The sequence below is a fragment of the Dietzia sp. 111N12-1 genome, from assembly GCF_001658045.1.
Taxonomy (GTDB): Bacteria; Actinomycetota; Actinomycetes; order Mycobacteriales; family Mycobacteriaceae; genus Dietzia; species Dietzia kunjamensis.
On record NZ_LSSV01000002.1, the window covers coordinates 85,706 to 108,063 of the forward strand.

A 22,358-nucleotide genomic window follows, 5' to 3' on the forward strand; every position below is an offset into this window, starting at 1 on the left:
GACGCCCCTCACGACCGCGAAAAGGACCCCACACGATGCCGATGGACTTCACCCTCGACTCCGATCCGGTGCTCTCGGTGGCGGCGCCCGACAGGGCGGCACCCCTCCGGCAGGACTCCGATGAGTTGAACAGAGGATGGGCCACGGCGCGCGTGATGAAGGTGGACCGTCGCAACAGGTTCGCGATCGAGCCGGCACGCGGTGATCGGCAGCGGATCCGCCTGGAGCCCGCCCTGGACCTCGCGGACTCCCTCCCCGAGGAGGCGGTGTTCCTCGGGAGGACCGAGGACGCCCGGCACATCTGGGCGGTCCCGGTCGACGAGCTCCCCGCCGAGCCCGCGGTGACGTCGCTCCGCTCGTGCGGGGCCGACCTCGTCGAGGGTGACGGGTCGCTGGCCTCCCAGGCCATGGCCCTACTCGGGTGGCATCGCGACAACGTCCGCGGCCGCGAACGCACCCACCATCCGCGCCGGGTCGACGCGGGATGGGCGATCGAGGACCCGTTCCACGGTGGCCTCGAGTACCCACGGACCGACCCCGCCGTGATCTGTCTGGTCCACGACGGGGGACGACGAGTGCTCCTCGCCCGCCAGCCGATCTGGCCCGAGGGCATGTACTCGCACGTCGCCGGTTTCGTCGAGGCGGGGGAGTCCCTGGAGGGCTGCGTTCGACGTGAGGTCGCCGAGGAGGTGGGCGTGGTCGTCGACCGCGTGCGCTACCTGGGCAGTCAGCCCTGGCCGTTTCCCCGGTCCCTCATGGTCGGCTTCCACGCCATCGGCGACCCCGAGGCCCCGATCGTGCTCGAGGACGAGGAGATCAGTGAGGCCGCGTGGTTCGACGTCGACCGGGTCCGTGACGCGCTGGCCGGCCGTGGCGACCTCATGGTGGCGCCGGCCGTCTCCATCGCGCACGTGATGCTGCAGTCCTGGGTCGCAGCGGTCGACGGGGACGTCGACGCCTGAGGGCGCCGGTCCCCGGCGTCGCCGTCAGGCCAGGCCGAGCGCGTCAGACCCCGGCGAGTTCGGCGAGCTTGGCGCGCACCTGGGAGGCCGGGGGGTTGGTGGCGGTGGTGCCGTCCGAGTACAGCGCCGTCGGGACGACCCTGTTGCCGCCGTTCACGCTCTCGACGAAAGCGGCAGCATCGGCGTCCGCCTCCACGTCGACCTCGGTGTAGCCGATCTCCTTCTCGTCCAGCAGCTTCTTGAGTCGCGTGCAGAAGGGGCACCACGTGGTGGTGTACAGGGTCAGGGCGCCGGCATCGTCGTTCGTCGTCAGATCGCTCATGATGGGGTGTAACGCGCACGACCGCGGGAATCATCCCCGGGGGGAGGCCTCGGACGCGATGTCGGAGGCGGATGCCACGATGGGGGCGTGAGTGACATGCGGCGCGGACCGGGAGATGGTCGCGGACGGGAAGATGGTGCGGAGTCGGCCCTCGAGGGTCTCGACCCGCAGCAACGTCGTGCCGTGCTGGCGCCGCGGGGCCCCGTGTGCATCCTCGCCGGCGCCGGGACCGGCAAGACCCGCACGATCACCAGGCGTATCGCCCACCTGGTCACGACCGGGCACGTCCGCGGTGACCAGGTGCTGGCGGTGACGTTCACCGCCCGCGCCGCCGGGGAGCTGCGCATGCGGTTGGCGGGGCTGGGAGTCGCGGACGCCGGGACGGGACCCGTACAGGCCCGGACCTTCCACTCGGCCGCCCTGCGGAACCTGTCGTACTTCTGGCCACGGGTGTACGGGGAGGAACCCTGGCAGCTGTTGGACGGGCAGTTCCGCGCGGTAGCCCAGGCGGTGCGCCGGGTCGGCCTGGACCCCGCCACGGAGACCATCCGCGACGTGCTGACCGAGATCGGCTGGGCCAAGTCCAGCCTGCTCACGCCGGACACGTACGCGGAGCAGGCCGTCGCGCTGGGTCGCGACCTGCCGGTGCCGGCCCCCGAGGTCGCGCGCGCGTTCCGGGCGTACGAGGACCTCAAGGTCTCCGGACCGGTCCGGATGCTCGATTTCGACGATCTCCTGAGCCACATGGCCGAACTCGTGGAAGAGGTCCCGGCGATCGCCGAGGAGTTCCGGGACCGCTACCGCTGCTTCGTCGTCGACGAGTTCCAGGACGTCACGCCGGCCCAACAACGGCTGCTCACCGCGTGGCTGGGCAGGAGGGACGACCTGACGGTGGTCGGTGACGTCAACCAGACCATCTATTCGTTCGCCGGCGCAGAACCGGACTTCCTGCTCGGCTTCGCGGACCGCTACCCGGGTGCCACCGTCGTGCGCCTGGAGTCCGATTACCGCTCCACGCCTCAGGTCGTGGACCTGGCCAATGCGGTGATCGGCGCCGGCAGCGGCCGTTTCCGCAGCGCCGGGCTCACCCTGCGGGGCATGCGGCCGCCGGGCCCGGAGCCGGTCCTCGCCGAGTACCCCGACGAGGACGCCGAGGCGGAGGCGGTGGCGGGGGCCGTCGCCGATCTCGTCCACGGCGGGATGGACCCTTCGGAGATCGCGGTGCTGTACCGCATCAACGCCCAGTCCGAGCGGGTCGAGGCGGCCCTGGACGAGGCCGGGATCGGATACCGGCTCAAGGGGGGAGAGGGCTTCTTCGAGAGGCCGGTGGTCCGTCGGGCCATGTCGGCGATCGACCGACTGATCGACGGCTCGGACGAGGCGCGGGCGCAGGCGTACTCCCAACTGGCGGACCCCACGGAGATCGTCGCAGTCATCAGGCAGGCGCTCGAGCCCCTCGGTCTCACCGCCGCCGAGCCGTCCGGTGCCCAGGCCAGGGAGACCTGGAACGCACTGAACTCGCTGGTGGGTCTCGCGGAGGAGATCGCCACGGCCGAGGCTCGCGAGGGCCTGCTACCGGTGGTCGCGGGGCTTCGAGAACGGGCGGCGGCACGTCACGCCCCGGACGAGCGGGGTGTGACGCTGGCGTCGTTCCACGCCGCCAAGGGGCTCGAATGGGACGCGGTGTTCCTCATCGGAGTCCACGAGGGGAGTCTGCCGATCAGCCACGCGATCAACGCCGGACCGGACGCGATCGAGGAGGAGCGGCGCCTGCTCTACGTGGGCGTCACCCGCGCCCGCGAGCACCTGACGGTGTCGTGGAGTCGGAGTCGACGCGCCGGTGGCCGGGCCGGCCGACGCCCCAGCCGCTTCCTCGACCCCGTTCGCCCGGCCCAGTCCCCGGTCGGACCGCGCGGGTCCACCGACACCTCGGACAAGGGACGGTGCCGCGGGTGCGGGGAGAAGCTCACCGGGCCCATGCACCGCGCGCTCGGGCTGTGCCCGGAATGCTCGGTGGAGGTGGATACCGGCCTGTTCGAACGACTGAGGGACTGGCGCAAGGAGACCTCGGAACGGATCGGCAAACCCGCCTACACGGTGTTCACCAACGACACGCTCGCCCAGATCGCCCGGGAGCGGCCCGCCGACACCCGCGCACTGGGCCGGATCGGCGGGATCGGGGCGCACAAGCTGAGCGAGTACGGCGATGACGTGCTGAAACTGATCCGCGCCACCTGAACCCGCGCCGCGCGGGAGGATCCCCGAGCCGGGGGCTGGTCAGCCCTTGTCGGGGAAGATCTCCGGCATCCAGCGCTGCACGATCTCCCGGTACGGGGCGGACGCCTCGAGTTGGCACAGCATGCCCACCGACGCGGACAGCACCCGGTGGATCAGGACGTACTCGCGCGGCAGGGTGAACGAGCGGGAGGTCCGGAACTCCCGTCCCGACACGTCACCGTAGACGGACATGATGCTCTGCATCCACGCGCGGCTGAAGTGGAAAACAGGCTCGCGCATCGGCTCGATGAACGGGTTCAGGAACGCCATCGCGTCGGCGGGGTCGAGGCCGTTCCGGCCGACGTATCCGGCCCGGGTCATCAACCGCACCAGTTCATCGGAATCACCGGCCAGGGCGAGCCGCATCATGGAGGTGAGAACCTCCGGCACGCCCTCGGGCAGGGGGATCGACGCGCCGAAGTCCAGGACCACCAGTCGACCGTCATCGGCTAGCAGGAAATTTCCGGGGTGGGGATCGCCGTGCATCATCCGGGCACGGGTGGGGGAACTGAACTGGAACTCGGTGAGGAGCTCGCCGGCCCGGTTGCGCTCTGCGGGGGTGCCGTCGCTGGAGATCCGGCTCAGGGCCCGCCCGTCCACCCACTCGGTGACCAGCACCTTGGGCGACGAGGCCAGCACGGAGGGCACCCGGACGAGGCGATCGTCGCGGTAGGCGGCCGAGAACACCCGCTGGGTGTCGGCCTCCGCGCGGTAGTCGAGTTCGCTCACGGTGCTGTCGTAGAGCTCGTCGATGATGCCCCTGATGTCGGTGCCGGGGTTGAGCGGCCGGAACAGGGGAGCCAGTCGCCGGAGTTGCCGCAGGTCCGAGCGGAGGGCCTCATCGGCGCCGGGATACTGGATCTTGACGGCCACCTCCCGACCGTCGGACCAGACGGCGCGGTGGACCTGCCCGATGGAGGCGGCCGCGGCGGCGTCACCGTCGAACTCGGCGAAGCGCTCACGCCAGCGCAGCCCGAGTTGGGTGTCGAGGACTCTCTCCACCTCGGCGGCGGGCATGGGGGGTGCCTCGGCCTGGAGCTTGGTGAGGGCCTCCCGGAACGGCTCGGCGTACTTGTCGGGCATCCCGGCCTCGAACACGCTGAGGGCCTGGCCGACCTTCATGGCGCCGCCCTTGAGTTCCCCGAGAACGGCGAAGACCTGCTCGGCGGCCTGATCGGCCAGTTCCTCGCTCAGATCCCCGTCCCCCCGCCCGAGGGCGCGTCGACCGAGTGAACCGGCGGCGCGACCGGCGATGCCCAGTGGGAGTCCCGCGAGGCGTGCTGCGCGGCGGGACGAGGTGCGGGGTAGGTCGGACACGCCTTCAATCATGACAGAGGACGGACATGCGGGGCGGCCCCACAGTCGCAGGCTGCGTCGGCCTGCCATTCGAGCCGGCGCCACAGTCCCTCGGACGGGTTGATCTCGACGGTGGCCCCGATGGTCTGGAGCCGGGTGCGGGGTTCACGGCTGGCGGCGACCTCCGCCAACACCAGGGCTGCGGCGGCGGTGAGGGCGGGAACGGCGGCCTCGGGGCTGTGCCCGATGAGTTGGGCGGCGACGAACGGCCACCGCGGGTCCCGGCGGGCGCGGTACAGGTCGGTGCAGCGCAGACACGGGGTGACCCCCGGCACCACGGTCGGGCCCACGACCACGCGGCCGTCCCGGCAGTACACGTGCATGTGCGTCTGTCCGGACCGGGCGAGGGCGGTGGTGACCACCGGATCCACGGAGACGGTGCCGGTGAGGATGACGAGGTCGGGGGCCACGCCCCGTCGGAACCAGGGCGGCCGCTCGGCGTCGAGTGTCAAGCCCGGGGTGGGGCCGGTGGTCACACGACAACCGTTGACGGACAGCGGCCCCCGGAGCACCTCCGAGATCTGGCCGACCCCCAGGATGTGGACGCGTCGCACCGGCGCGGGCCTCGGAGTGGAGCCCGTCGCGTGCGCGTCTGCGTCCGTGGCCGTTCCCGGCTCCGGCGGGTCGAGTCGTAGATGACCGAGGTCGGCCAGGTGGACGAGGATCCGGGCCACGGTCGCCATCCCCGCCGCGTCGATTCCAGCGCGCGCGGCGACGTCGTCGAGAGGGGCCCCGCCCTCGAGGCCACGGAGTAGTGCCGAGAGGCTGCGGGCACCCACGGTGGCGGGGGCGTCGACCACCACCGCGCGGTCAGGCGCCAGTCCCACCTGGACGGTGTGGTCATCCCGTGCGACCACCACGGTGCCGGGACGCAGGGTGGCCCGGACCCGGGAGGCAGAGGCCTCGGCCTGCGCGGCGATGACGGGGGCGGTGGTGCGCGGGGAGACGGTCGCCACCGCCGCGGTGCCGGCACCGGTGCCGGTGGAGTCGACGGTGGCGGCGCGTGGCGGGTCGTCGGCAGGAGCGGTCACTGGGGTCACGGGGCACATCGTGGCACGCGGCGGTCCTGCCCGGGCCCTGCTCGGGCGTCGTTGTCCACAGGCGCCGGTCTCGTCGGTGCCTGTGGATAACCGCGCCGTGTGGGGTGGTCTACCGTGGTCCGCGTGTCGCCAGCCCCACGCCCCGCCGCCGTGTCCGCGAGCCCACCGTCACCCGGCCCGGGCCCGGCACCGGCGCTGCCCACCGAGCCTGATGATCCTCGGATCGAGGTCCGCCGCTCCACACGCCGCAAGAGGACGGTGTCAGCGCGGGTGGAGGGCGAGTCAGTGGTGGTCCTCATGCCGGCGGGGCTGCCACGCGCGGAGGAACGACGCCTCATCACCGACTTGCTCGGCCGGCTCGCCCGGTCCGGTCGCCGCAAGGGTCACCGGGCGCCCGATGCGAACCTGATGAGGCGCGCCACGGAACTGTCGACGACGTGGCTGGAGGGTCGGGCGCGGCCGGCATCGGTGCGCTGGGTGCCGGCGATGACCACCCGCTGGGCGTCCTGCTCACCGGATTCCGGGGAGATCCGGATCAGCGAGACGTTGCGGGACGTGCCTGCCTACGTGCTGGACTACGTCGTGGTGCACGAGCTGGCCCACCTCGTCGTCCCCGGGGGTCACCCGCCCGAGTTCTGGGAGGCGGTGCGCGGGTATCCGCGCACCGAGCGGGCGATGGGGTATCTGGAGGCCTACTCGCGGGTGCTCCGGTCGGGGGCCGGGTCGGACGCCCCCGGTGGCGCGGGAGAACCGGGGGTCGGGGGCGAGGGCGTGGGCGACCTGGTCGAGGGCGACGACGACGAGCCCGGCCTGTACTAGGCCGGCCCGCCCGTCACGACGCCCGCCGATCAGGCCCCGTCGCGCGGCCCCTCGGAGTCGGAACCCTCGGTGCCGGAACCCTCAGTGCCGGAACCCTCGGTGCCGGAACCGGAGCCGTCGGTCCCCGAACCATCCGGGCCGGACGCCTCGGGTCCGCCGTCGCCGGCCTCTCCGGTCCCGCCACCCGATTCGCGGAGGAAGCGCTCGATCTCGTCGACGCCGCTGGAGTCCCCGGTCGACTCGTCGAGGAGCCGGTCGATGACGGCGGCGGGGTTCTCGAGGTCCTCGCCGACGGGCAGCAGGTCGGGGTGGCTCCACAGTCCGTCGCGACGTTCGGTGCCGACGGCCTCGCCGACCCGGCGCCACAACACGGAGGCCTCACGCGCCTTGCGCGGACGCAGTTCGAGTCCGACGAGCGAGGCGAAGGCCTGTTCGGCTGCGCCGCCGGTCGCCCGGCGGCGCAGCCACATCTCGCGGAGCTTGTCGGCGCTGGGCAGCCGGTCGCCGACCGCCGTGGCGACGACGGCGTCGACCCAGCCCTCGACCAGAGCGAGCAGCGTCTCGAGCCGGCCGAGCGCGGCCTCGTTGACGTTGGTCACCTTGGGGCCGATCGCCCCGGCCCCGCCGGAGAGCAACTCCTGGAGCTTGGTGGGGTCCTGCAGGATGGACGGGTCGAGCCCGGAGGCGAGGTCGTCGAGCCCGGAGGTGTCCACGCGGATGCCGCGCGCGTACTCCTCCACGGTCGCCAGGAACCGGGCGCGCAGCCAGGGGGCGCCGGCGAACAGTCGCAGGTGTGCGGCCTCGCGTGCCGCGAGGAAGACCACGACCTCCTGCCGGGGCAGTTCCAGCTCGTCGGCGAACTCGTCGATCGCGGCCGGGCTGAGCGCGGCCACCCCGTCGTCGCCGAACGGGATCCCGACCTCGGAGGAGAAGAGCACGGCCGGCGCGAGCTTGCCCAGCCCCTGCCCGAGCTGCATGCCGAAGCCCATGCCGCCCATCTGGTCGAGCATGCCGAGCAGCGGGCCGGCGAGCTGGCGGGCCTCCTCGGGCATGGCGCCCTTGGTGGCCGAGTTCATCTGTTCGGCGACGGGCGTGCAGATCTTCTCCCAGGTGGGCAGGGAGTGCTCGACCCACTGCTGGGGCGTCCACACCTCGGTGCGGTGCACTCCGGAGGGGAACTGGGTGGTCTCGTCGAGCCACAGTTCCGCCAGGCGGACCGATTCCTGCGCGGCGGTGCGCGAGGCGTCGGTGATCACGGGCGTGCGACCGAGGGACTGGAGGGCGACCGTCCGCGCCAGTTGGTAGTTGACGGGCCCCGAGCTCCCCGGGCCGGACATGGCCGACCCCATGGAGCCGAGCATCTGTCCGAACTGGGAGAGCATCTGGCCGAAGTTGCCGAACTGCGAGGGGTCGAAGCCGCCGGGACCGCCGGGACCGCCCTGGCCGCGGTCGCGGTCGTCGTCGCGCCCGTCGTCGTCGGAAGCGGAGAAACCGAAGGGCTGGTTCATGCCACAACGGTACAGCGTGCAGGGGTGGGGGGTCCGGCCGCGACGCGGCCGGCAGCGGGTGCGGTCTACCCTTGCCCCGTGAGTCGTCGCCTGTTCACCGTTCTCGCCGCGCTGGTACCGGCGGTGCTGCTGCTCGTCCTGGCGACGTCGGCCACCGTCCCCCTGGTGTCGATGGGGCCCGGACCCACCTACGACACCTTCGGCACGGCCGAGGTGGAGACGGAGGACGGTGACACGGAGCGGGTTCCGGTGGTCGACGTAGCGGGCAGGGAGGCGGACGAGACCGCCGGCTCCCTGTTCATGACGACGGTGGCGGTCCGCGACCGGCTGACGCTGCTCGACGCGATGCGGTTCTGGGTGGATCCGGCGCAGGTGGTGGTACCGCGCGACCAGGTGTTCCCTCCGGACCGTTCACGCGACGAGGTGCGCGAGTCCAACGCCGCGGAGATGGTCGGTTCGGAGAACTCCGCCGAGGCCGCCGCCTACCGGTTCCTGGGGATCCCCATGCAGCCGCGCGTCGAGGGGGTGGAGCCGGACGGTGCCGCCGCCGGGCGCCTGCGCCCGGGCGACGTGTTGACCTCCATCGACGGGGAATCCGTCGACGACGCCACGGCCGTGGTGGAGCGGGTCGGTGAGCGCCGCGCGGGTGACGAGGTCCGCATCGGGTTCACCCGTGACGGGCGTGAGGAGACGACGACGGCGACGTTGCAGTCCGCCGGACCGGACGGCGATCCCGAACAGGGCCGACTGGGCATCCTGGTCGGCGACACCCCGGCGGACGGCACCGACGTCGACATCACGGTGGACCCCGCGGTGGGCGGCCCCTCGGCGGGCCTGGTGCTGGCCGTCGCGATCGTCGACAAGCTGTCGCCGGGTGAGGCGACCGGGGGGACGCGGGTGGCGGGGTCGGGCACCATCCGTCCCGACGGGACGGTGGGGCCCATCGGCGGTATCCGGCACAAGATCCGGGCGGCCCACGACGCGGGGGTGAGCGAGTTCCTGGTCCCCGCGGCCAACTGTGCGGAGGCTGTGCAGGGCCCGCCGGAGGGCGTCCGGCTGATCGAGGTGGAGACGCTGGAGGGCGCGCTGGAGGCGCTGGAGACGGCGGCCTCCGGGGGCCAGCCACCGACCTGCGGCTGAGGCACGGCTTTTCCGTAAGGTGGGGGTCACGAGCATGTCCGCCCCAGCAGTGCAGGAGCTTTCCAGGTGTCCGTCCGCCCACCCGGCAATTCCCCCGGTCGGCCGATCGCGATCTCTCGTCGCGGTCGGGCCGTCGCCGTCGCCGTCGTCGTCCTCATCCTCCTCATCCAGGTCCTGCCCAGACTGAACACCGCGTACACGGACTGGCTGTGGTTCGGCAGTGTCGATGCCACCAGCGTGTTCCGGACCGAGTTGCTGGCGCGGCTCGGTCTTTTCGTGGCGGTCGCCCTCCTGGTCGGCCTGGCGGTGGGCGCCGGCATTCTGCTGGCCTACCGGTATCGCCCGGTGTTCCTGGCGCAGGCGGGCATGCCGGACGCGCTGTCCCGCTACCGGGCGGCCATGGGGGCCTCGCCCGGCAGGACCGTGCTCTGGATCCCGGTCGTCCTGGCGATCCTGGCCGGGTCGGTCGCGCAGACCGGGTGGCAGACCGTGCTGGCGTTCTTCAACTCGACGCCGTTCGGTGAGACCGACCCCCAGTTCGGTCTGGACATCTCCTTCTACGCCTTCGAGCTCCCGATGTGGCGCGCGATCGTCACCTGGCTCATGGTGGCCGTCGTGCTGGCCCTCCTGGCCAACCTGTTCACCCACTACCTCTTCGGCGGACTGCGACCCGGCGCCCGCGAGGGCGCCCTCACCCGCGCCGCCCGGATCCAGCTGGTGACCCTCGCCGGGCTGTTCGTGCTGGCCAAGGCCGCCGCGTACTGGCTGGATCGCTACGAGCTGTTGTTCAGCGAGAACAGCACGTTCACCGGCGCCAGCTACACCGACGTCAACGCCCTGATGCCGGCGAAGATCTTCATGTTCTCGGTGGCGCTGGTGTGCGCGGCCGCGTTCTTCTCCGCCATCGTGATCAGGGATCTGCGGATCCCCGCGCTGGCCACCGTCCTGTTGCTGTTCTCCGCGCTCGTGGTGGGGTCGGCGTGGCCGCTGGCCGTCGAGCAGTTCTCGGTGAAGCCCAACCGTGCCGAGAAGGAACGGGAGTACATCGCGCGGAACATCGACGCGACACGCGCCGCGTACGACATCGGTGAGGAGCGGGTCACCTACATCGACAACTGGGGGGCGGCCGATCCGAACCCCCGCGAGGCGGCCTCGGATCTCACGACACTGTCCAACGTCCGCGTGCTCGACCCGAGCGTCCTGGCGCCGACGTTCACCCAGCTACACCAGTTGCGCAACTTCTACGGTTTCCCCGAGACGCTGGGCATCGACCGCTACACGATCGACGGCGAGATGCGGGACTTCCTCGTGGCCGCGCGTGAGCTCAACCCCGAGTCCCTGCAGGCCAACCAGCGGGACTGGATCAACCGCCACACGGTGTACACGCACGGCAACGGGTTCGTGGCCGCACCGGCCAACCGGGTCAACGAGATCGCCGACGACGCCGGCTCGGACCGCGGCGGCCTGCCGAATTTCCAGGTCTCCGACCTCGAGGCGATCTCCAGTGGTCAGGAGATGATGATCCCGGTGACCCAGCCGCGGACCTACTTCGGTCCGCTCATCGCGCAGGCGGACCCCGACTACGCCATCGTGGGGGACAACGGCGACGGGCCCCGTGAGTACGACACCGACACCGAGCAGTACACCTACACCGGCGAGGGCGGTGTCCCCGTCGGTGGCTGGGTCAACCGGATCGCCTACTCGCTCAAGTTCGCCGAGCGCAACATCCTGTTGTCCAGCATTCTCGGGGACGACTCGAAGATCATCTACGACCGCGACCCGCGGGACCGGGTGCAGAAGGTGGCCCCGTGGCTGACCACGGACACCAACACCTATCCGGCGGTGATCGACGGCCGTATCAAGTGGATCGTCGACGGGTACACGACGCTCAAGACCTACCCGTACGCCGAGCTCAGCTCGCTGGAGGCCATGACCTCGGACTCCCTCAACGACGCGAGCGGTCGGGTCCTGCCGGACGAGGAGGTCTCCTACATCCGCAACTCGGTCAAGGCGACCGTCGACGCGTACGACGGCACCGTCGACCTGTACGCGTTCGACGAGTCGGACCCGGTGCTGCAGACGTGGATGAAGGCGCTGCCGGACATCGTGCAGCCACGTGAGGCGATCTCCGAGGAGTTGGAGGAGCACCTGCGCTACCCGGAGGACCTGTTCAAGGTGCAGCGTGAGCTGCTGGCCAAGTACCAGGTCGACGACCCGGGCCAGTTCTTCACCAACGACGCCTTCTGGTCGGTGCCGTCCGATCCCACGGTGACCTCGTCGATCCAGAACCCGCAGGGTCCGCCCGTGGGCGGGCCCGCCGGTGGTCCGGCCGGCAGCCCCGCCGGTGGTCCCGCCGGTGCCCAGACCGTCGACCGTGACGGGCCGGCCCAGCCGCCGTACTACGTGGTGGCCTCCGATCCGACCGACCCGGAGTCCGACGAGCCGTCGTTCCAGCTCATCTCGGCGTTCCGCGGCTATGAGCGTGAGTTCCTCGCCGCGCACATGACGGCGAGCTCGGACCCCGAGACCTATGGGCAGATCACGGTGCGGGTCCAGCGGCCGACCGAGCCGCTGTCGCAGGGTCCCAACCAGGCGCAGGACATCATGATCGCCTCGCCGGCGATCGCCGAGGACCGGCGACTGTGGGGTGAGACCGCCGAGATCACGGAGGGCAACCTCCTGGCGCTGCCGTTGGCGGACGACTCGGTGCTCTACGTGGAGCCGATCTACACCCAGCGCAAGGACCAGGACTCCGCCTTCCCGAGGCTGCTGCGCGTGATGGTCTCGTACGACCGCGCGGTGGGCTACGCGCCCACGCTGTACGAGGCGCTGCGACAGGTCGGGATAGAGGCCGACCCGGACGTCGTGCGGATCGACGAGAGCGGGGAGGCGGAGGCCGAGGCAGAGGAAGGCGCCGCCCGGCCCGCCGAGGGCGCCGCCCCGCGACCGTCGTCGCCGGCCACCGGGGGAGGCGCTGACGACTCCGAGCGGGCAGCCGCCGTGCGCGAGCTCAACTCGGCGCTGAACGCGGTCCGCTCGGCCCAGAGCGGGGGAGACCTCTCCGATCTGGGGCAGGCGCTCGAGGACCTACAGGCCGCCGTCGACGCTTATCAAGGCCTGGGGAACTGACGTGACCTGTGGCTATGGGTGCGGGGGTGTGAGTTACGTCATCTTCTAGTCGTCGAGCGTCCACCGATTTGCAATGTCCGGTGAATGGCACGTAGTGTCATAGACGCAAACGACGCGGGGTGGAGCAGCTCGGTAGCTCGCTGGGCTCATAACCCAGAGGTCGCAGGTTCAAATCCTGTCCCCGCTACCACGCATCAGGCCCGGCTCCCGAGAGGGAGCCGGGCCTGAGGTCATTTCTGGAGTTGTCTCGAGTTCTGTAGGCCTCGCCGAGGCGCGACAGTTCCCCGCCCCGCCACGGCGTCGTGGCGACCTGACCGACGCCGTGGTCGAGAGTGCGGACGTAGTAGTTGCCTTCGGAGTGCTCGTCGCGCCTGTCCTCGTGTTCCGGCCCACGCAGCGGTTCGGTCCTCGTATGGTGGACAGGTGTCTGTTCGCATGTCCGATGCGGCCACGACGACGCCCGTGACGGCAGGAGAGCCCCATGACCACTTCACTCGACCGCGATGCCCTACTGATCGGCACCCAGTGGCGTTCCCCCGCCACCGATGACGTGATCGAGGTAATCAGCCCGCACACCGAGGAGGTCGTCGCCCGCGTGCCCGAGGGCTCGGTGGCGGACATGGACGCCGCGGTGGCCGCCGCGCGCGAGGCCTTCGACCACGGCCCGTGGCCCCGCATGAGCCCCGACGAGCGGATCGAGGTCGTCGCCAGGCTGTCCGCCCTGTACGCGGCGCGGCTCGACGACATGGCGACCGTCATCTCCACGGAGATGGGTTCCCCGATCTCGTTCAGCAAGCTCGCCCAGGCGCCCGCCCCGTGGATGCAGATCGAGGCCTTCCTCACCATCGCGCGTGAATTCCAGTGGGAGGAGACCCGCCCCGGCGTCCTCGGCGGGGAGGTGCTGGTGCGACACGAGCCCGTGGGCGTGGTCGCGGCGATCCCGCCGTGGAACGTCCCCCAGTTCACGGTCCTGTCGAAGCTGATCCCGGCGCTGCTGACGGGGTGCACGATCGTGATCAAGCCGGCGCCGGAGACGCCGCTGGACACCTACCTGCTGGGCGAACTGCTCATCGAGGCGGGCGTGCCCGAGGGCGTCGTGAGCATCGTCGCCGGCGGCCGCGAGGTGGGCGAGCACCTGGTGCGGCACCCCGCGATCGACAAGGTGGCGTTCACCGGATCCACCGCGGCGGGCCGGAAAATCGGCGCGATCTGCGGCGAGCAGCTCAAGCGCTGCTCCCTCGAGCTGGGCGGCAAGTCCGCGGCGATCGTGCTCGACGACGCGGACCTGACGACCGCGGTCGAGGGGCTCAAGTTCGTCGGCGTGATGAACTCCGGCCAGGCGTGCGTGGCACAGACCAGAGTGCTGGTGAGTCGCGACCGCCACGACGAGGTGGCACAGGCGCTGGCCGACGGCATCGGGTCGATGGTGGTGGGGGACCCGCTCGACCCGGCCACGGAGATCGGGCCGATGGTCGCCCGTCGCCAGCAGGAGCGGGTGAACTCCTACATCGAGATCGGGCAGCAGGAGGGTGCGACGCTGCTCGCCGGGGGCTCCGACCGCCCCGACGGCCTGGACACCGGCTGGTACGTACGACCCACGGTCTTCGGTGGCGTCGACAACTCGATGCGCATCGCGCAGGAGGAGATCTTCGGCCCCGTCATCTCCGTGATCGCCTACGACGACGTCGACGACGCCGTCCGGATCGCCAACGACTCCGAGTACGGACTGGCGGGCACCGTGTGGACCGCCGACCGGGAGGCAGGGCTGGGCGTCGCGCGACGGGTCCGGACCGGCACCTACGGCGTGAACACCTACACGATGGATTTCTCCGCCCCGTTCGGCGGCTTCAAGGCATCCGGGGTGGGGCGCGAGTTCGGCCCCGAGGGGCTGGCCCAGTACACCGAGCTCAAGTCCGTCTACCTTGAGCAGAGCTGACCGTGGCGGGGGACGAGAGGACGACGGGCCTGTCGGTACGGGACACAGATCGGGTCCGCACCCTGACCCTGGCGCGCCCCGATGCCCTCAACGCCTTCAACGAGGCGCTGTACGACGCGGTCACCGAGGCATTGCACGACGCCGCCGCCGACCCCACGGTCGCGGTGGTCCTGCTCACCGGTGAGGGCCGGGCGTTCAGCGCGGGCACCGACCTGCTGGAGATGGGTGAGCGGATCACCAACCCCGACTTCGTCCCCGGCGAGCACGGATTCCTGGGTCTCGTCGACGCGCTCGCCGGGTTCGACAAGCCGCTCGTCCTCGCGATCAACGGGCTCGGACTGGGTATCGGCATGACGATCATCGGCTTCGCCGACTTGGTGTTCATGGCCGATGACGCCCGTCTCAAGTGCCCGTTCACGAGCCTGGGAGTGGCACCCGAGGCGGCGTCCAGCTATCTACTGCCGAGATTGGTGGGTCGGCAGAACGCCGCGTGGGCCCTGCTGTCCTCGGAGTGGATCACCGCCCGCGAGGCCCACGAGATGGGCCTGGTCTGGCGACTGTGCACCCCGATGGAACTCCAGCAGGTCGCGGGCGAGCACGCCGCACGGTTGGCGAGACTCCCGATCTCGAGCCTGCGGGCGGTGAAGCGGACGATGACCGAACCACTGGCGCGCCAGATCGCAGACGCCCGCGAACGGGAGAACAGAGCCTTCGCCGACCTCATGGGTGGACCGGCGAACTCGGAGGCGCTGGCGGCATTCGCCGAAGGTCGCACGCCGGACTTCGCCTCGTTGCCCGACGGGTCCTGACCCCGGCGCCCGCGCCGATCCCGCGCCCGCCCGTCCTCGCCGGAGCCGTATGGCGGACGATGGTGGCGTGACGTCCGATCAGGAGAGCCTCACCCGTCCGGTCGACGTGGTGGTGATCGGCGCCGGCCAGGCCGGACTGTCGGCCGGCTACCACCTCAGGCGGCGGGGGTTCGCGCCGGTCGGCCGTGCCGAGGCGGGGGAGCGGACCTTCGTCATGCTCGACGCCGGGGACGCCCCCGGCGGGGCCTGGCGGCACCGCTGGGAATCCCTCACCATGAGCACGGTCAACGGCATCTTCGAGCTGCCGGGCCGACCCGTCCCCGATGTCGACCGCACCGCCCCGAGCCGGGACGTCCTGCCGCCCTACTTCGCCGACTACGAGAACCGATTCGGACTCGACGTCCGGCGGCCGGTCCGCGTGCGCTCGGTCCGCAGACCCACGCCCGGGCGGGACGGACCGGAGTCCGACCACCTCGTCGTCGTCACCGATCCAGGCGGTGACACCCGCCCTGAGGCCTGGGCGGCGCGCTACGTCATCAACGCCACCGGCACCTGGACCCGACCGTTCTGGCCGTACTACCCCGGCCAGGAGACGTTCCGCGGCCGACAGCTCCACGTCCACGACTACGTCGACGCCGAGGAGTTCGCCGGACAGCGCGTCGTGATCGTCGGCGCCGGCATCTCCGCCACCCAGCTGCTCGAGGAGATCTCGCGCGTCGCCGACACCCTCTGGGTGACCAGGCGGGAGATCGAGTGGGAGACGGACCCCGCCCCGGAGAACTTCTCCGCCGCGATCGACCGGGTCGCCGATCGCACCGCGCAGGGACTTCCCCCGCAGAGCATCATCCGCGTCACCGGCATGTACCGCGCCCCGTGGATCGAGCGCGCCGACGAGCGCGGTGTCCTGGTCCGACACCCCATGTTCACCCGCATCGAACCCGACGGGGTCCGGATGCCCGACGGGCGACACGAACCGGCGGACGTCATCCTCTGGGCGACCGGATTCCGACCCGCGGTCGCCCACCTCGCGCCCCTGGGCCTGCGCACCCCCGAGGGGGGCATCCGGGTGGCGGAGGGCCGGGCCCTCGACGAGCCGAGGCTGTTCCTCATCGGCTACGGCCCGTCCCAGTCGACCGTGGGGGCCAACCGAGCGGGCCGTGACGCCGTCCGGGCGATCGTCGCCGAGCTCTAGTTGTCGCCGACGACCTCTAGAGGGTCCGCGAGATGAGCTCCTTCATGATCTCGTTGGTGCCACCGTAGATCTTCTGCACGCGGGCCGAGGCGTACATGCGGGCGATCGGATACTCCGTCATGAAGCCGTAACCACCGAAAACCTGCAGGCAGCGGTCGATGATCTCGCACTGCTTGTCGGTGCAGTAGTACTTGGCCATCGACGCCGTCGACGGGTCCAGTTCACCCTTGAGATGCAGGCCGATGCAGTGATCCAGCAGGGTGCGCGAGGCGAGCGCCTCGGTCTTGCACTCGGCCAGTTCGAAACGCAGGTTCTGGAACTTGAGGATGGGCTTGCCGAACGCCTCGCGCTCCTTGGCGTAATCCGTCGCCAGCCTCACGGCGGTCTCGGCCGCCGCGACCGCGGTCACCGCGATGATGAGGCGCTCCTGCGGGAGCTGCTGCATGAGCTGGATGAACCCCTGGCCCACGCCCTCCTCGCCACCCAGGGCGTTCCCGGCGGGCACGCGCATGTCGTCGAAGAACAGCTCCATCGTGTCCTGGTACTTCAGGCCGATCTTGTCGAGCTTGCGGCCGCGGTCGAAGCCGGGCAGGTCGGTGGTCTCCGCGACCAGCAGGGACAGGCCCTGCGCGCCCTCGCCGCCCGTGCGGGCGACGATGACGAGCAGGTCGCAGTGCATGCCGTTGGAGATGAAGGTCTTGGCGCCGTTGACCACGAAGTCGTCACCGTCGCGCACCGCCGAGGTGCGCAGCGCCTGCAGATCCGATCCGGCGCCCGGCTCGGTCATCGCGATGGCGCCGACCATCTCTCCGGTCGCCAGCTTCGGCAGCCAGCGCTGCTTCTGCTCCTCCGTGCCGTACTGGAGGATGTAGTGCGCCACGATCGTGCTGTGCACCGAATTGCCCCAGCCGTCGTCGAGGGCTCGGGTCTGCTCCTCGGCGATCACGGCCTCGTGGGCGAACGTGCCGCCGCCACCGCCGTACTCCTCCGGGATGGAGATGCACAGCAGGCCAGCGTCGCCGGCCTTGTTCCAGAACTCGCGGTCGACGGCGCCCTGCTCGGCCCAGCGCTCGAGGTGCGGGGCGGTCTCCTTCTCCAGGAACGCACGCGTATGGGCGCGCAGCGCATCCAGATCGTCGGTCATCCACGGGGATCGGAAGGGGGCGGTCTCTAGCACGGGGGACTCCAGCGATGGGGTGGGGGCCGGTTGACGGCCATGACGATCCCCACCATACAACTGCATTGCCGGACATGCATGTGTATGGTCGACCTTCCGGCGGCGCCCTCGGGCGTCGCACGTCGCGGCGAGACGAGGTGGGGCAAGTGAGCGCAACTGAACCCGGGTCGGGGGACGGTGTCCCGCGCTCTGCCGACGGTGACCTCACCGCTCGCGCGCGAATCCGCTATGCGGCGCTGGAGCTCTACTCCGATCACGGCGAGGACCGCGTCTCGATGCGGCGGGTCGCCGCCCGGGTGGGGGTCACCATCGGGTTGATCCAGCACCACTTCGGCACCAAGGAGGGGTTGCGCCGCGCCGTCGACGAGCTCGTGGTGGAGCAGGTGGTCGCCGCACTGGCGACGGTCGAGCACACCGGATCGGCAGCCGAGGTCGTGGCGGCCCGCGATGCCGCGGTGAGGGAGATGCTCGAGCGCAACCCGATGCTGGTGAAGTACATCAACCGGGCCCTCCTCGAACCCGACGGCCGGGGTGCCCCGCTGCTCGAGTCAATCGTCGAACTCACCACCAGGGAGGTCGACAGCCTGCGGCGCGGAGGCCACGCCTCGACGCGGGCGTCGGACAAGGTCCAGGTGGTCCGCACGCTCATGGGCCAGGTGGGTGAGTTGTTCCTCGAACCCGTCGTCGCGGCGGTCTGGGCGCAGATCGGCGGAGACCCCGACGAGCGGCCCTCCACCCGCATCATCGTCGAAGGCCGCTGACCGGGGGATCGGCCCGGATCCGACGTGACGGGACCAGCGCCGCACGGGTGGTGGGGCTCCGGCCGGCCCGCGCGTGGTGCACCGGCGGCTGATCGCCGCTACGCTGTCGAGGGCGTATACCCGGGCAGTCCGCCCGGGGTGGGAAGGACACATTCATGAGGCTCACCCGTGTGGCGAAGCTCGCCGCGACGGCCGTGATGGCCGGTGCCGCCACGTTGATGGCGCCCGCAGCTGCCCAGGCCGCCGTGCCCGTCGGGGGCGCGACCCCTGTTCTGGTCGGGGGAGTGGCCGGATGCACCATCACCGCCGCCGGGTACGACGACTCCGGAGCGCCGGTCGCGTTCACCGCCGCCCATTGCAGTGAGCGGATCGACGCCCCGGTGATCCTCCGGGACGACCCGGGTGCCGGCGTGATCGGCACCATCGCCACCCGCAACGAGATCCTCGACTACTCCGTGATCCGTCTGGACCCGGGCGTCGCCGTCCCCGTCCGACAGGCGGGCATCGTGGGCCGCGGACCCGCGCCGCAGTTCGGTGACGTCGTCTGCAAGGACGGACTGACCACCGGACACACCTGTGGCATCACCTGGCAGCGCGAGGGCGACCGGTTCTGGACCCACACCTGTGCCGGTTACGGCGACTCCGGTGGCCCCGTGACCCGCGAGGGGCGTCTCGTCGGGCTCCTCTCCGGCGGGCACATGCCGCCGGACGCGGGATCGGCCGGCAGCATCGGCCCCATCCTGCCCTCGTGCATCCACCCGGCGCAGACCCCGTTCTTCCTGCCGGCGGTGGCGTACTCGTTCGACGCGATCGTCGCCGACGCCACCGCGCGCGACTGGCCGGGGAGCGGCTTCCGGATGGCCTGACCGCCCGGCACCCCGCCCGTGGGCGAGGGGCGGACGAGGGCCCGGTACCGACGCGGTCGGTACCGGGCCCTCGTCTGTGTCCGACCCCGTCGCTACCGTCCGCTCCATGCTCTGGACCGAGGACGCGCCCACCCACTGCCCGTACGGCCACGAGCTGGGGCCCGACCGGGTCCTCGTCGGCTGGGATGCCGGTCGCAGCGGCAGTCTCGACCACGGTCACCGTGTCCACATCTGCCGACAGTGCGGAACCATCATGTCGTGGACGCCGCGCAGTCGGCTGGAGTGAACCGGCCGAAACGGGCGGCGCCCCCGCGGACCGGATGTCCGCGGGGGCGCCGCTCAGTGCGGTGATCGCGCCGGGGTCAGCTCACTTGAGCTCGGCGCTTGACAGATCCAGGATCCGTCGCGCGATCACCAGCTGCTGGATCTGCTGCGTGCCCTCGAAGATGTCGAGGATCTTGGAGTCGCGCGACCACTTCTCCAGGAAGCTGCGCTCGGAGTAGCCGTAGCTGCCGGCCAGCTCGACCGCGCCCAGGGTCACGGCGGAACCCATGCGCCCGGCCTTGGCCTTGCACATCGACGCCTCCTTGGTGTTGGGCATCTTGTTGTCGGCCATCCACGCCGCGCGCAGCGTGAGCAGGTAGGCGGCCTCCCAGTCGGCCTCGAGCTCGAGGTACTTGGCCACGGCGGCGGGCTGGCTGGTGGCCGGACGGTCGTAGTCGATCTCCATACCGGCCTCCTCGAGGAGGGTCCGGATCTCCTCGAGCGCGGCCCGGGCGACGCCCACGGCCATCCCGGCCACCAGGGGACGGGTGTTGTCGAAGGTCTGCATGGCGCCGGCGAAGCCCTTGTCCACGCGGACTTCCGGGTCGCCCAGGAGGTTCTCCTTCGGCACGCGGCAGTCGTCGAACGTGATCTGCGCGGTGTCCGAGGCCCGGATGCCGAGCTTGTGCTCCAACCGATCCACGGAGACGCCGGGGTGGTCGCGGGGCACGACGAAGGACTTGATCGCGGCGCGGCCCTTGCTCTTGTCGAGGGTCGCCCACACCACGATGTGGTCCGCGCGGGCGCCCGACGTCACGAAGATTTTGGTGCCGTTAATGACGTACTCGTCACCGTCCAGTCGCGCGGTGGCCGAGACGGCGGCCGAGTCGGAGCCGAATTCGGGCTCGGTGATGGCCATCGAGGCCCACACCCGGCCGAACTTCTGCATCTGCTCGTCGCTCGCCACGGCGGCGATGGCGGAGTTACCCAACCCCTGGCCGGGGACGGACAAGGTCAATCCCGCGTCGCCCCAGCAGGTCTCGATGGCATTGAGCAGCGACTTCATATTGCCGCCGTTGGACACGCCCTCGCGCCGGGGTGCGCGACCTGATCCCATGGTGGCGCCGGAGGCCGCCTGACCGGCGTCCTCCATGGCCTCCATCATGGCCTTGAGGGTGTCCAGCTCGACGGGGTACTCATGCTCGGCGAGGTCGTACTTGCGGGAGACGGGTCGGAAGATCTGCATGGCCACCTGGCGGGCCTGGTTTGCACCCGCCTGCAGCTTCTTGGGGATTTCGAGATTGATCATCGCTTCAGGTCCTTGGTCCGGTTCGGGAGTGTGGCGGAGCGGGCGGACGTCACAGGACCACCACGCCCTCGGCCACTCCCACGGCGCGCAGGTCGCGATACCACCGCTCGACCGGGTGTTCCTTGGTGAACCCGTGGCCACCGAGCAGCTGGACACCGTCGAGGCCGATCTTCATACCTTTGTCCGCGGCGATCTTGCGGGCCAGCGCGGCCTCGCGGGCGAAGGACAGTCCCTGTTCGGCGCGGGCGGCGCCGCGCCAGGTGACCAGGCGCATGCCGTCGAGTTCGGTGGCCATGTCGGCCACGGCGAACGCGACCGCCTGCCGGTGGGCGATGGGCTCGCCGAAGGCGTGACGCTCCTTGACGTACGGGGTCACGTAGTCCAGGACGGCGTGGGAGGTGCCCACGGCGAGGGAGGCCCAGCCCAGACGCGACAGGCGGATGACGTCGGCGTAGGCCGAGGACCGGTCCTCCGGCGAGACGTCAGCGCCACCGAGGATGGCGTCGGCGGGAAGGGAGACGTCGGTGAGGACGAGTCGGCCGAGGCCGGCGGCGCGCAGGCCCATGGACGGGTCGGCCTCCACCACGAGTCCGTCGGTGTCGGATTCCACGACGAAGAAGGTCGGCGCGCCGTCGAGGGAGGCGGCGACGACGAAGAGTTCCGCGCTGCCGGCCGTGGGCACCATCGACTTGACGCCGCTGAGCGTGAACCCGCCGACGGTGCGGGTGGCGGTGGTCTTGAGATTGAACGGGTCGAAGAGTGGCTGCGGCTCGGCCACCACGACGGCGGCGGCGGGGACCTGCTCGGAGGCGAACGCCGGGAGGTATGACTTCTGCTGGGTGTCCGAGCCGAACTGCGTCAGGGTGGTGGCCACGCCGGAGGGGGCCAGGATCGGCAGGGCCAGGCCCATGTCGCCGTAGGCCAGGGCCTCGGCGACCAGCGAGTTGGTCACCACACCGCGCTCGGACGCGATGCCCTCGAACTCCTCGGGCACGTTGAGCATGGTGGCGCCGATCTCGGCCGAGCGCTCGAGCAGCGACGCGGGTGCCTCGGCGGCGGCGTCGGCGTCGTGCGCGGCCGGCCGGATGACCTCGGCGGCGAACTCTCGCACGGTCTGCGAGATCATCTGCTGGTCCTCGTCCAGCGTGAGGTCGAACAGGTCGGGCCGGGCCTCGGAGTCGGCGTCGGGAAGGCGCTTGGGTGCGCCGCCGCCGGTGACCTTCTTGAACGACTTGGTCGCGGCACCGAGGGTCTTGAAACCGGTCTTGGTGGCCTCGTAGGTGACCCGGTCGACCTTCTGCCGCAGTCCGAAGCGCTCGGCGAACTCCGACCCGGTAATGGTGGTCAGCGCGCGCATGGCGGCGCCGATCGCGTCGATGCGCGCGGGGTTCTTGCCCGGTGTCGAGGTCTCCGCGCGTCCGGTCGTGGACGGGGCTGTGGGGTTCTTGCTCATCATCACCAGCTGTTCTCGTGACGGACGGTGGACTGTGC

Annotated in this window: 18 protein-coding genes and 1 tRNA gene; 12 read left to right on the forward strand and 7 right to left on the reverse strand. The window is 70.9% G+C overall.

Annotated elements, in window-relative coordinates; all coding sequences use genetic code 11:
• Nucleotides 1-35: 35 nt before the first annotated feature.
• On the forward strand, nt 36-962 hold the full coding sequence (gene nudC, locus AYO52_RS01765) for an NAD(+) diphosphatase (protein WP_082923686.1): 927 nt from the start codon (nt 36-38) through the stop codon (nt 960-962).
• 43 nt (nt 963-1,005) lie between these two features.
• On the opposite strand, the gene AYO52_RS01770 is transcribed toward nudC, so the two are convergent.
• A complete protein-coding gene (locus AYO52_RS01770; protein WP_067712346.1) occupies nt 1,006-1,284 on the reverse strand; it encodes a mycoredoxin in 279 nt (92 codons plus the stop codon).
• Nucleotides 1,285-1,380: 96 nt separating this feature from the next.
• Here AYO52_RS01770 and AYO52_RS01775 point away from each other — a divergent pair, with 96 nt between their 5' ends.
• Entirely contained in the window at nt 1,381-3,522 is a 2,142-nt protein-coding gene (locus AYO52_RS01775; protein ID WP_067712467.1) for an ATP-dependent DNA helicase UvrD2, read from the forward strand.
• Nucleotides 3,523-3,561: 39 nt separating this feature from the next.
• Here AYO52_RS01775 and AYO52_RS01780 read toward each other — a convergent pair whose 3' ends face one another.
• Nucleotides 3,562-4,878 (reverse strand): AarF/ABC1/UbiB kinase family protein, encoded by a 1,317-nt coding sequence (locus tag AYO52_RS01780; RefSeq protein ID WP_067712348.1) that lies wholly within the window; start codon nt 4,876-4,878, stop codon nt 3,562-3,564.
• 8 nt (nt 4,879-4,886) lie between these two features.
• Nucleotides 4,887-5,957, reverse strand: a complete 1,071-nt coding sequence (locus tag AYO52_RS01785; RefSeq protein WP_253701740.1) for a hypothetical protein — start codon at nt 5,955-5,957, stop codon at nt 4,887-4,889.
• 123 nt (nt 5,958-6,080) lie between these two features.
• Between AYO52_RS01785 and AYO52_RS01790 the strand changes: the two genes are divergently transcribed.
• Complete coding sequence (locus tag AYO52_RS01790; RefSeq protein ID WP_253701742.1) at nt 6,081-6,776, forward strand: M48 family metallopeptidase; 696 nt, start codon at nt 6,081-6,083, stop codon at nt 6,774-6,776.
• 29 nt (nt 6,777-6,805) lie between these two features.
• Here AYO52_RS01790 and AYO52_RS01795 read toward each other — a convergent pair whose 3' ends face one another.
• Nucleotides 6,806-8,284, reverse strand: coding sequence for a zinc-dependent metalloprotease (locus AYO52_RS01795; protein WP_082923687.1), 1,479 nt, complete (start codon nt 8,282-8,284; stop codon nt 6,806-6,808).
• Between the two features lie 78 nt (nt 8,285-8,362).
• On the opposite strand from AYO52_RS01795, the gene AYO52_RS01800 reads away from it, so the two are divergent.
• The 6 genes from AYO52_RS01800 to AYO52_RS01825 all read left to right on the forward strand — a co-directional run bounded on the left by AYO52_RS01800 (nt 8,363) and on the right by AYO52_RS01825 (nt 16,490).
• A complete protein-coding gene (locus AYO52_RS01800; protein ID WP_082923688.1) occupies nt 8,363-9,424 on the forward strand; it encodes a PDZ domain-containing protein in 1,062 nt (353 codons plus the stop codon).
• 66 nt (nt 9,425-9,490) lie between these two features.
• Entirely contained in the window at nt 9,491-12,553 is a 3,063-nt protein-coding gene (locus tag AYO52_RS01805; RefSeq protein ID WP_172812087.1) for a UPF0182 family protein, read from the forward strand.
• Between the two features lie 113 nt (nt 12,554-12,666).
• Nucleotides 12,667-12,743, forward strand: a tRNA-Met gene (locus AYO52_RS01810).
• A gap of 291 nt (nt 12,744-13,034) precedes the next feature.
• Nucleotides 13,035-14,489 carry an aldehyde dehydrogenase gene (locus AYO52_RS01815; RefSeq protein WP_067712353.1) on the forward strand — a complete coding sequence of 485 codons (1,455 nt, stop codon included), beginning with the start codon at nt 13,035-13,037 and terminating at the stop codon, nt 14,487-14,489.
• Nucleotides 14,490-14,491: 2 nt separating this feature from the next.
• Nucleotides 14,492-15,298, forward strand: coding sequence for an enoyl-CoA hydratase/isomerase family protein (locus AYO52_RS01820; RefSeq protein ID WP_253701745.1), 807 nt, complete (start codon nt 14,492-14,494; stop codon nt 15,296-15,298).
• 49 nt (nt 15,299-15,347) lie between these two features.
• A complete protein-coding gene (locus tag AYO52_RS01825) occupies nt 15,348-16,490 on the forward strand; it encodes an FAD-dependent oxidoreductase (protein ID WP_067712359.1) in 1,143 nt (380 codons plus the stop codon).
• Nucleotides 16,491-16,506: 16 nt separating this feature from the next.
• Here the strand turns inward: AYO52_RS01825 and AYO52_RS01830 are convergent, their stop codons facing one another.
• Complete coding sequence (locus AYO52_RS01830) at nt 16,507-17,634, reverse strand: acyl-CoA dehydrogenase family protein (protein WP_067712361.1); 1,128 nt, start codon at nt 17,632-17,634, stop codon at nt 16,507-16,509.
• Nucleotides 17,635-17,813: 179 nt separating this feature from the next.
• Here AYO52_RS01830 and AYO52_RS01835 point away from each other — a divergent pair, with 179 nt between their 5' ends.
• The 3 genes from AYO52_RS01835 to AYO52_RS01845 all read left to right on the forward strand — a co-directional run bounded on the left by AYO52_RS01835 (nt 17,814) and on the right by AYO52_RS01845 (nt 19,580).
• On the forward strand, nt 17,814-18,428 hold the full coding sequence (locus AYO52_RS01835) for a TetR/AcrR family transcriptional regulator (RefSeq protein ID WP_067712363.1): 615 nt from the start codon (nt 17,814-17,816) through the stop codon (nt 18,426-18,428).
• Between the two features lie 155 nt (nt 18,429-18,583).
• Nucleotides 18,584-19,294 (forward strand): peptidase S1, encoded by a 711-nt coding sequence (locus tag AYO52_RS01840; protein WP_067712365.1) that lies wholly within the window; start codon nt 18,584-18,586, stop codon nt 19,292-19,294.
• 106 nt (nt 19,295-19,400) lie between these two features.
• Entirely contained in the window at nt 19,401-19,580 is a 180-nt protein-coding gene (locus AYO52_RS01845; protein ID WP_156523491.1) for a hypothetical protein, read from the forward strand.
• Nucleotides 19,581-19,661: 81 nt separating this feature from the next.
• Here AYO52_RS01845 and AYO52_RS01850 read toward each other — a convergent pair whose 3' ends face one another.
• Both AYO52_RS01850 and AYO52_RS01855 read right to left on the reverse strand, forming a co-directional pair.
• Nucleotides 19,662-20,867 (reverse strand): acyl-CoA dehydrogenase family protein, encoded by a 1,206-nt coding sequence (locus AYO52_RS01850; RefSeq protein ID WP_067712373.1) that lies wholly within the window; start codon nt 20,865-20,867, stop codon nt 19,662-19,664.
• Nucleotides 20,868-20,916: 49 nt separating this feature from the next.
• Nucleotides 20,917-22,323, reverse strand: coding sequence for an acyl-CoA dehydrogenase family protein (locus AYO52_RS01855; RefSeq protein ID WP_067712376.1), 1,407 nt, complete (start codon nt 22,321-22,323; stop codon nt 20,917-20,919).
• Between the last annotated feature and the right edge of the window lie 35 nt (nt 22,324-22,358).

Bases quoted from the DNA above. Each gene is read 5' to 3' on its own strand.
- AYO52_RS01770 (WP_067712346.1), bottom strand. From the start codon at position 1,284: ATGAGCGATCTGACGACGAACGACGATGCCGGCGCCCTGACCCTGTAC.
- AYO52_RS01825 (WP_067712359.1), top strand. From the start codon at position 15,348: ATGGCGGACGATGGTGGCGTGACGTCCGATCAGGAGAGCCTCACCCGT.
- AYO52_RS01845 (WP_156523491.1), top strand. From the start codon at position 19,401: ATGCTCTGGACCGAGGACGCGCCCACCCACTGCCCGTACGGCCACGAG.
- AYO52_RS01795 (WP_082923687.1), bottom strand. From the start codon at position 8,284: ATGAACCAGCCCTTCGGTTTCTCCGCTTCCGACGACGACGGGCGCGAC.
- nudC (WP_082923686.1), top strand. From the start codon at position 36: ATGCCGATGGACTTCACCCTCGACTCCGATCCGGTGCTCTCGGTGGCG.
- AYO52_RS01815 (WP_067712353.1), top strand. From the start codon at position 13,035: ATGACCACTTCACTCGACCGCGATGCCCTACTGATCGGCACCCAGTGG.
- AYO52_RS01850 (WP_067712373.1), bottom strand. From the start codon at position 20,867: ATGATCAATCTCGAAATCCCCAAGAAGCTGCAGGCGGGTGCAAACCAG.
- AYO52_RS01840 (WP_067712365.1), top strand. From the start codon at position 18,584: ATGAGGCTCACCCGTGTGGCGAAGCTCGCCGCGACGGCCGTGATGGCC.
- AYO52_RS01830 (WP_067712361.1), bottom strand. From the start codon at position 17,634: ATGACCGACGATCTGGATGCGCTGCGCGCCCATACGCGTGCGTTCCTG.
- AYO52_RS01855 (WP_067712376.1), bottom strand. From the start codon at position 22,323: ATGATGAGCAAGAACCCCACAGCCCCGTCCACGACCGGACGCGCGGAG.
- AYO52_RS01775 (WP_067712467.1), top strand. From the start codon at position 1,381: ATGCGGCGCGGACCGGGAGATGGTCGCGGACGGGAAGATGGTGCGGAG.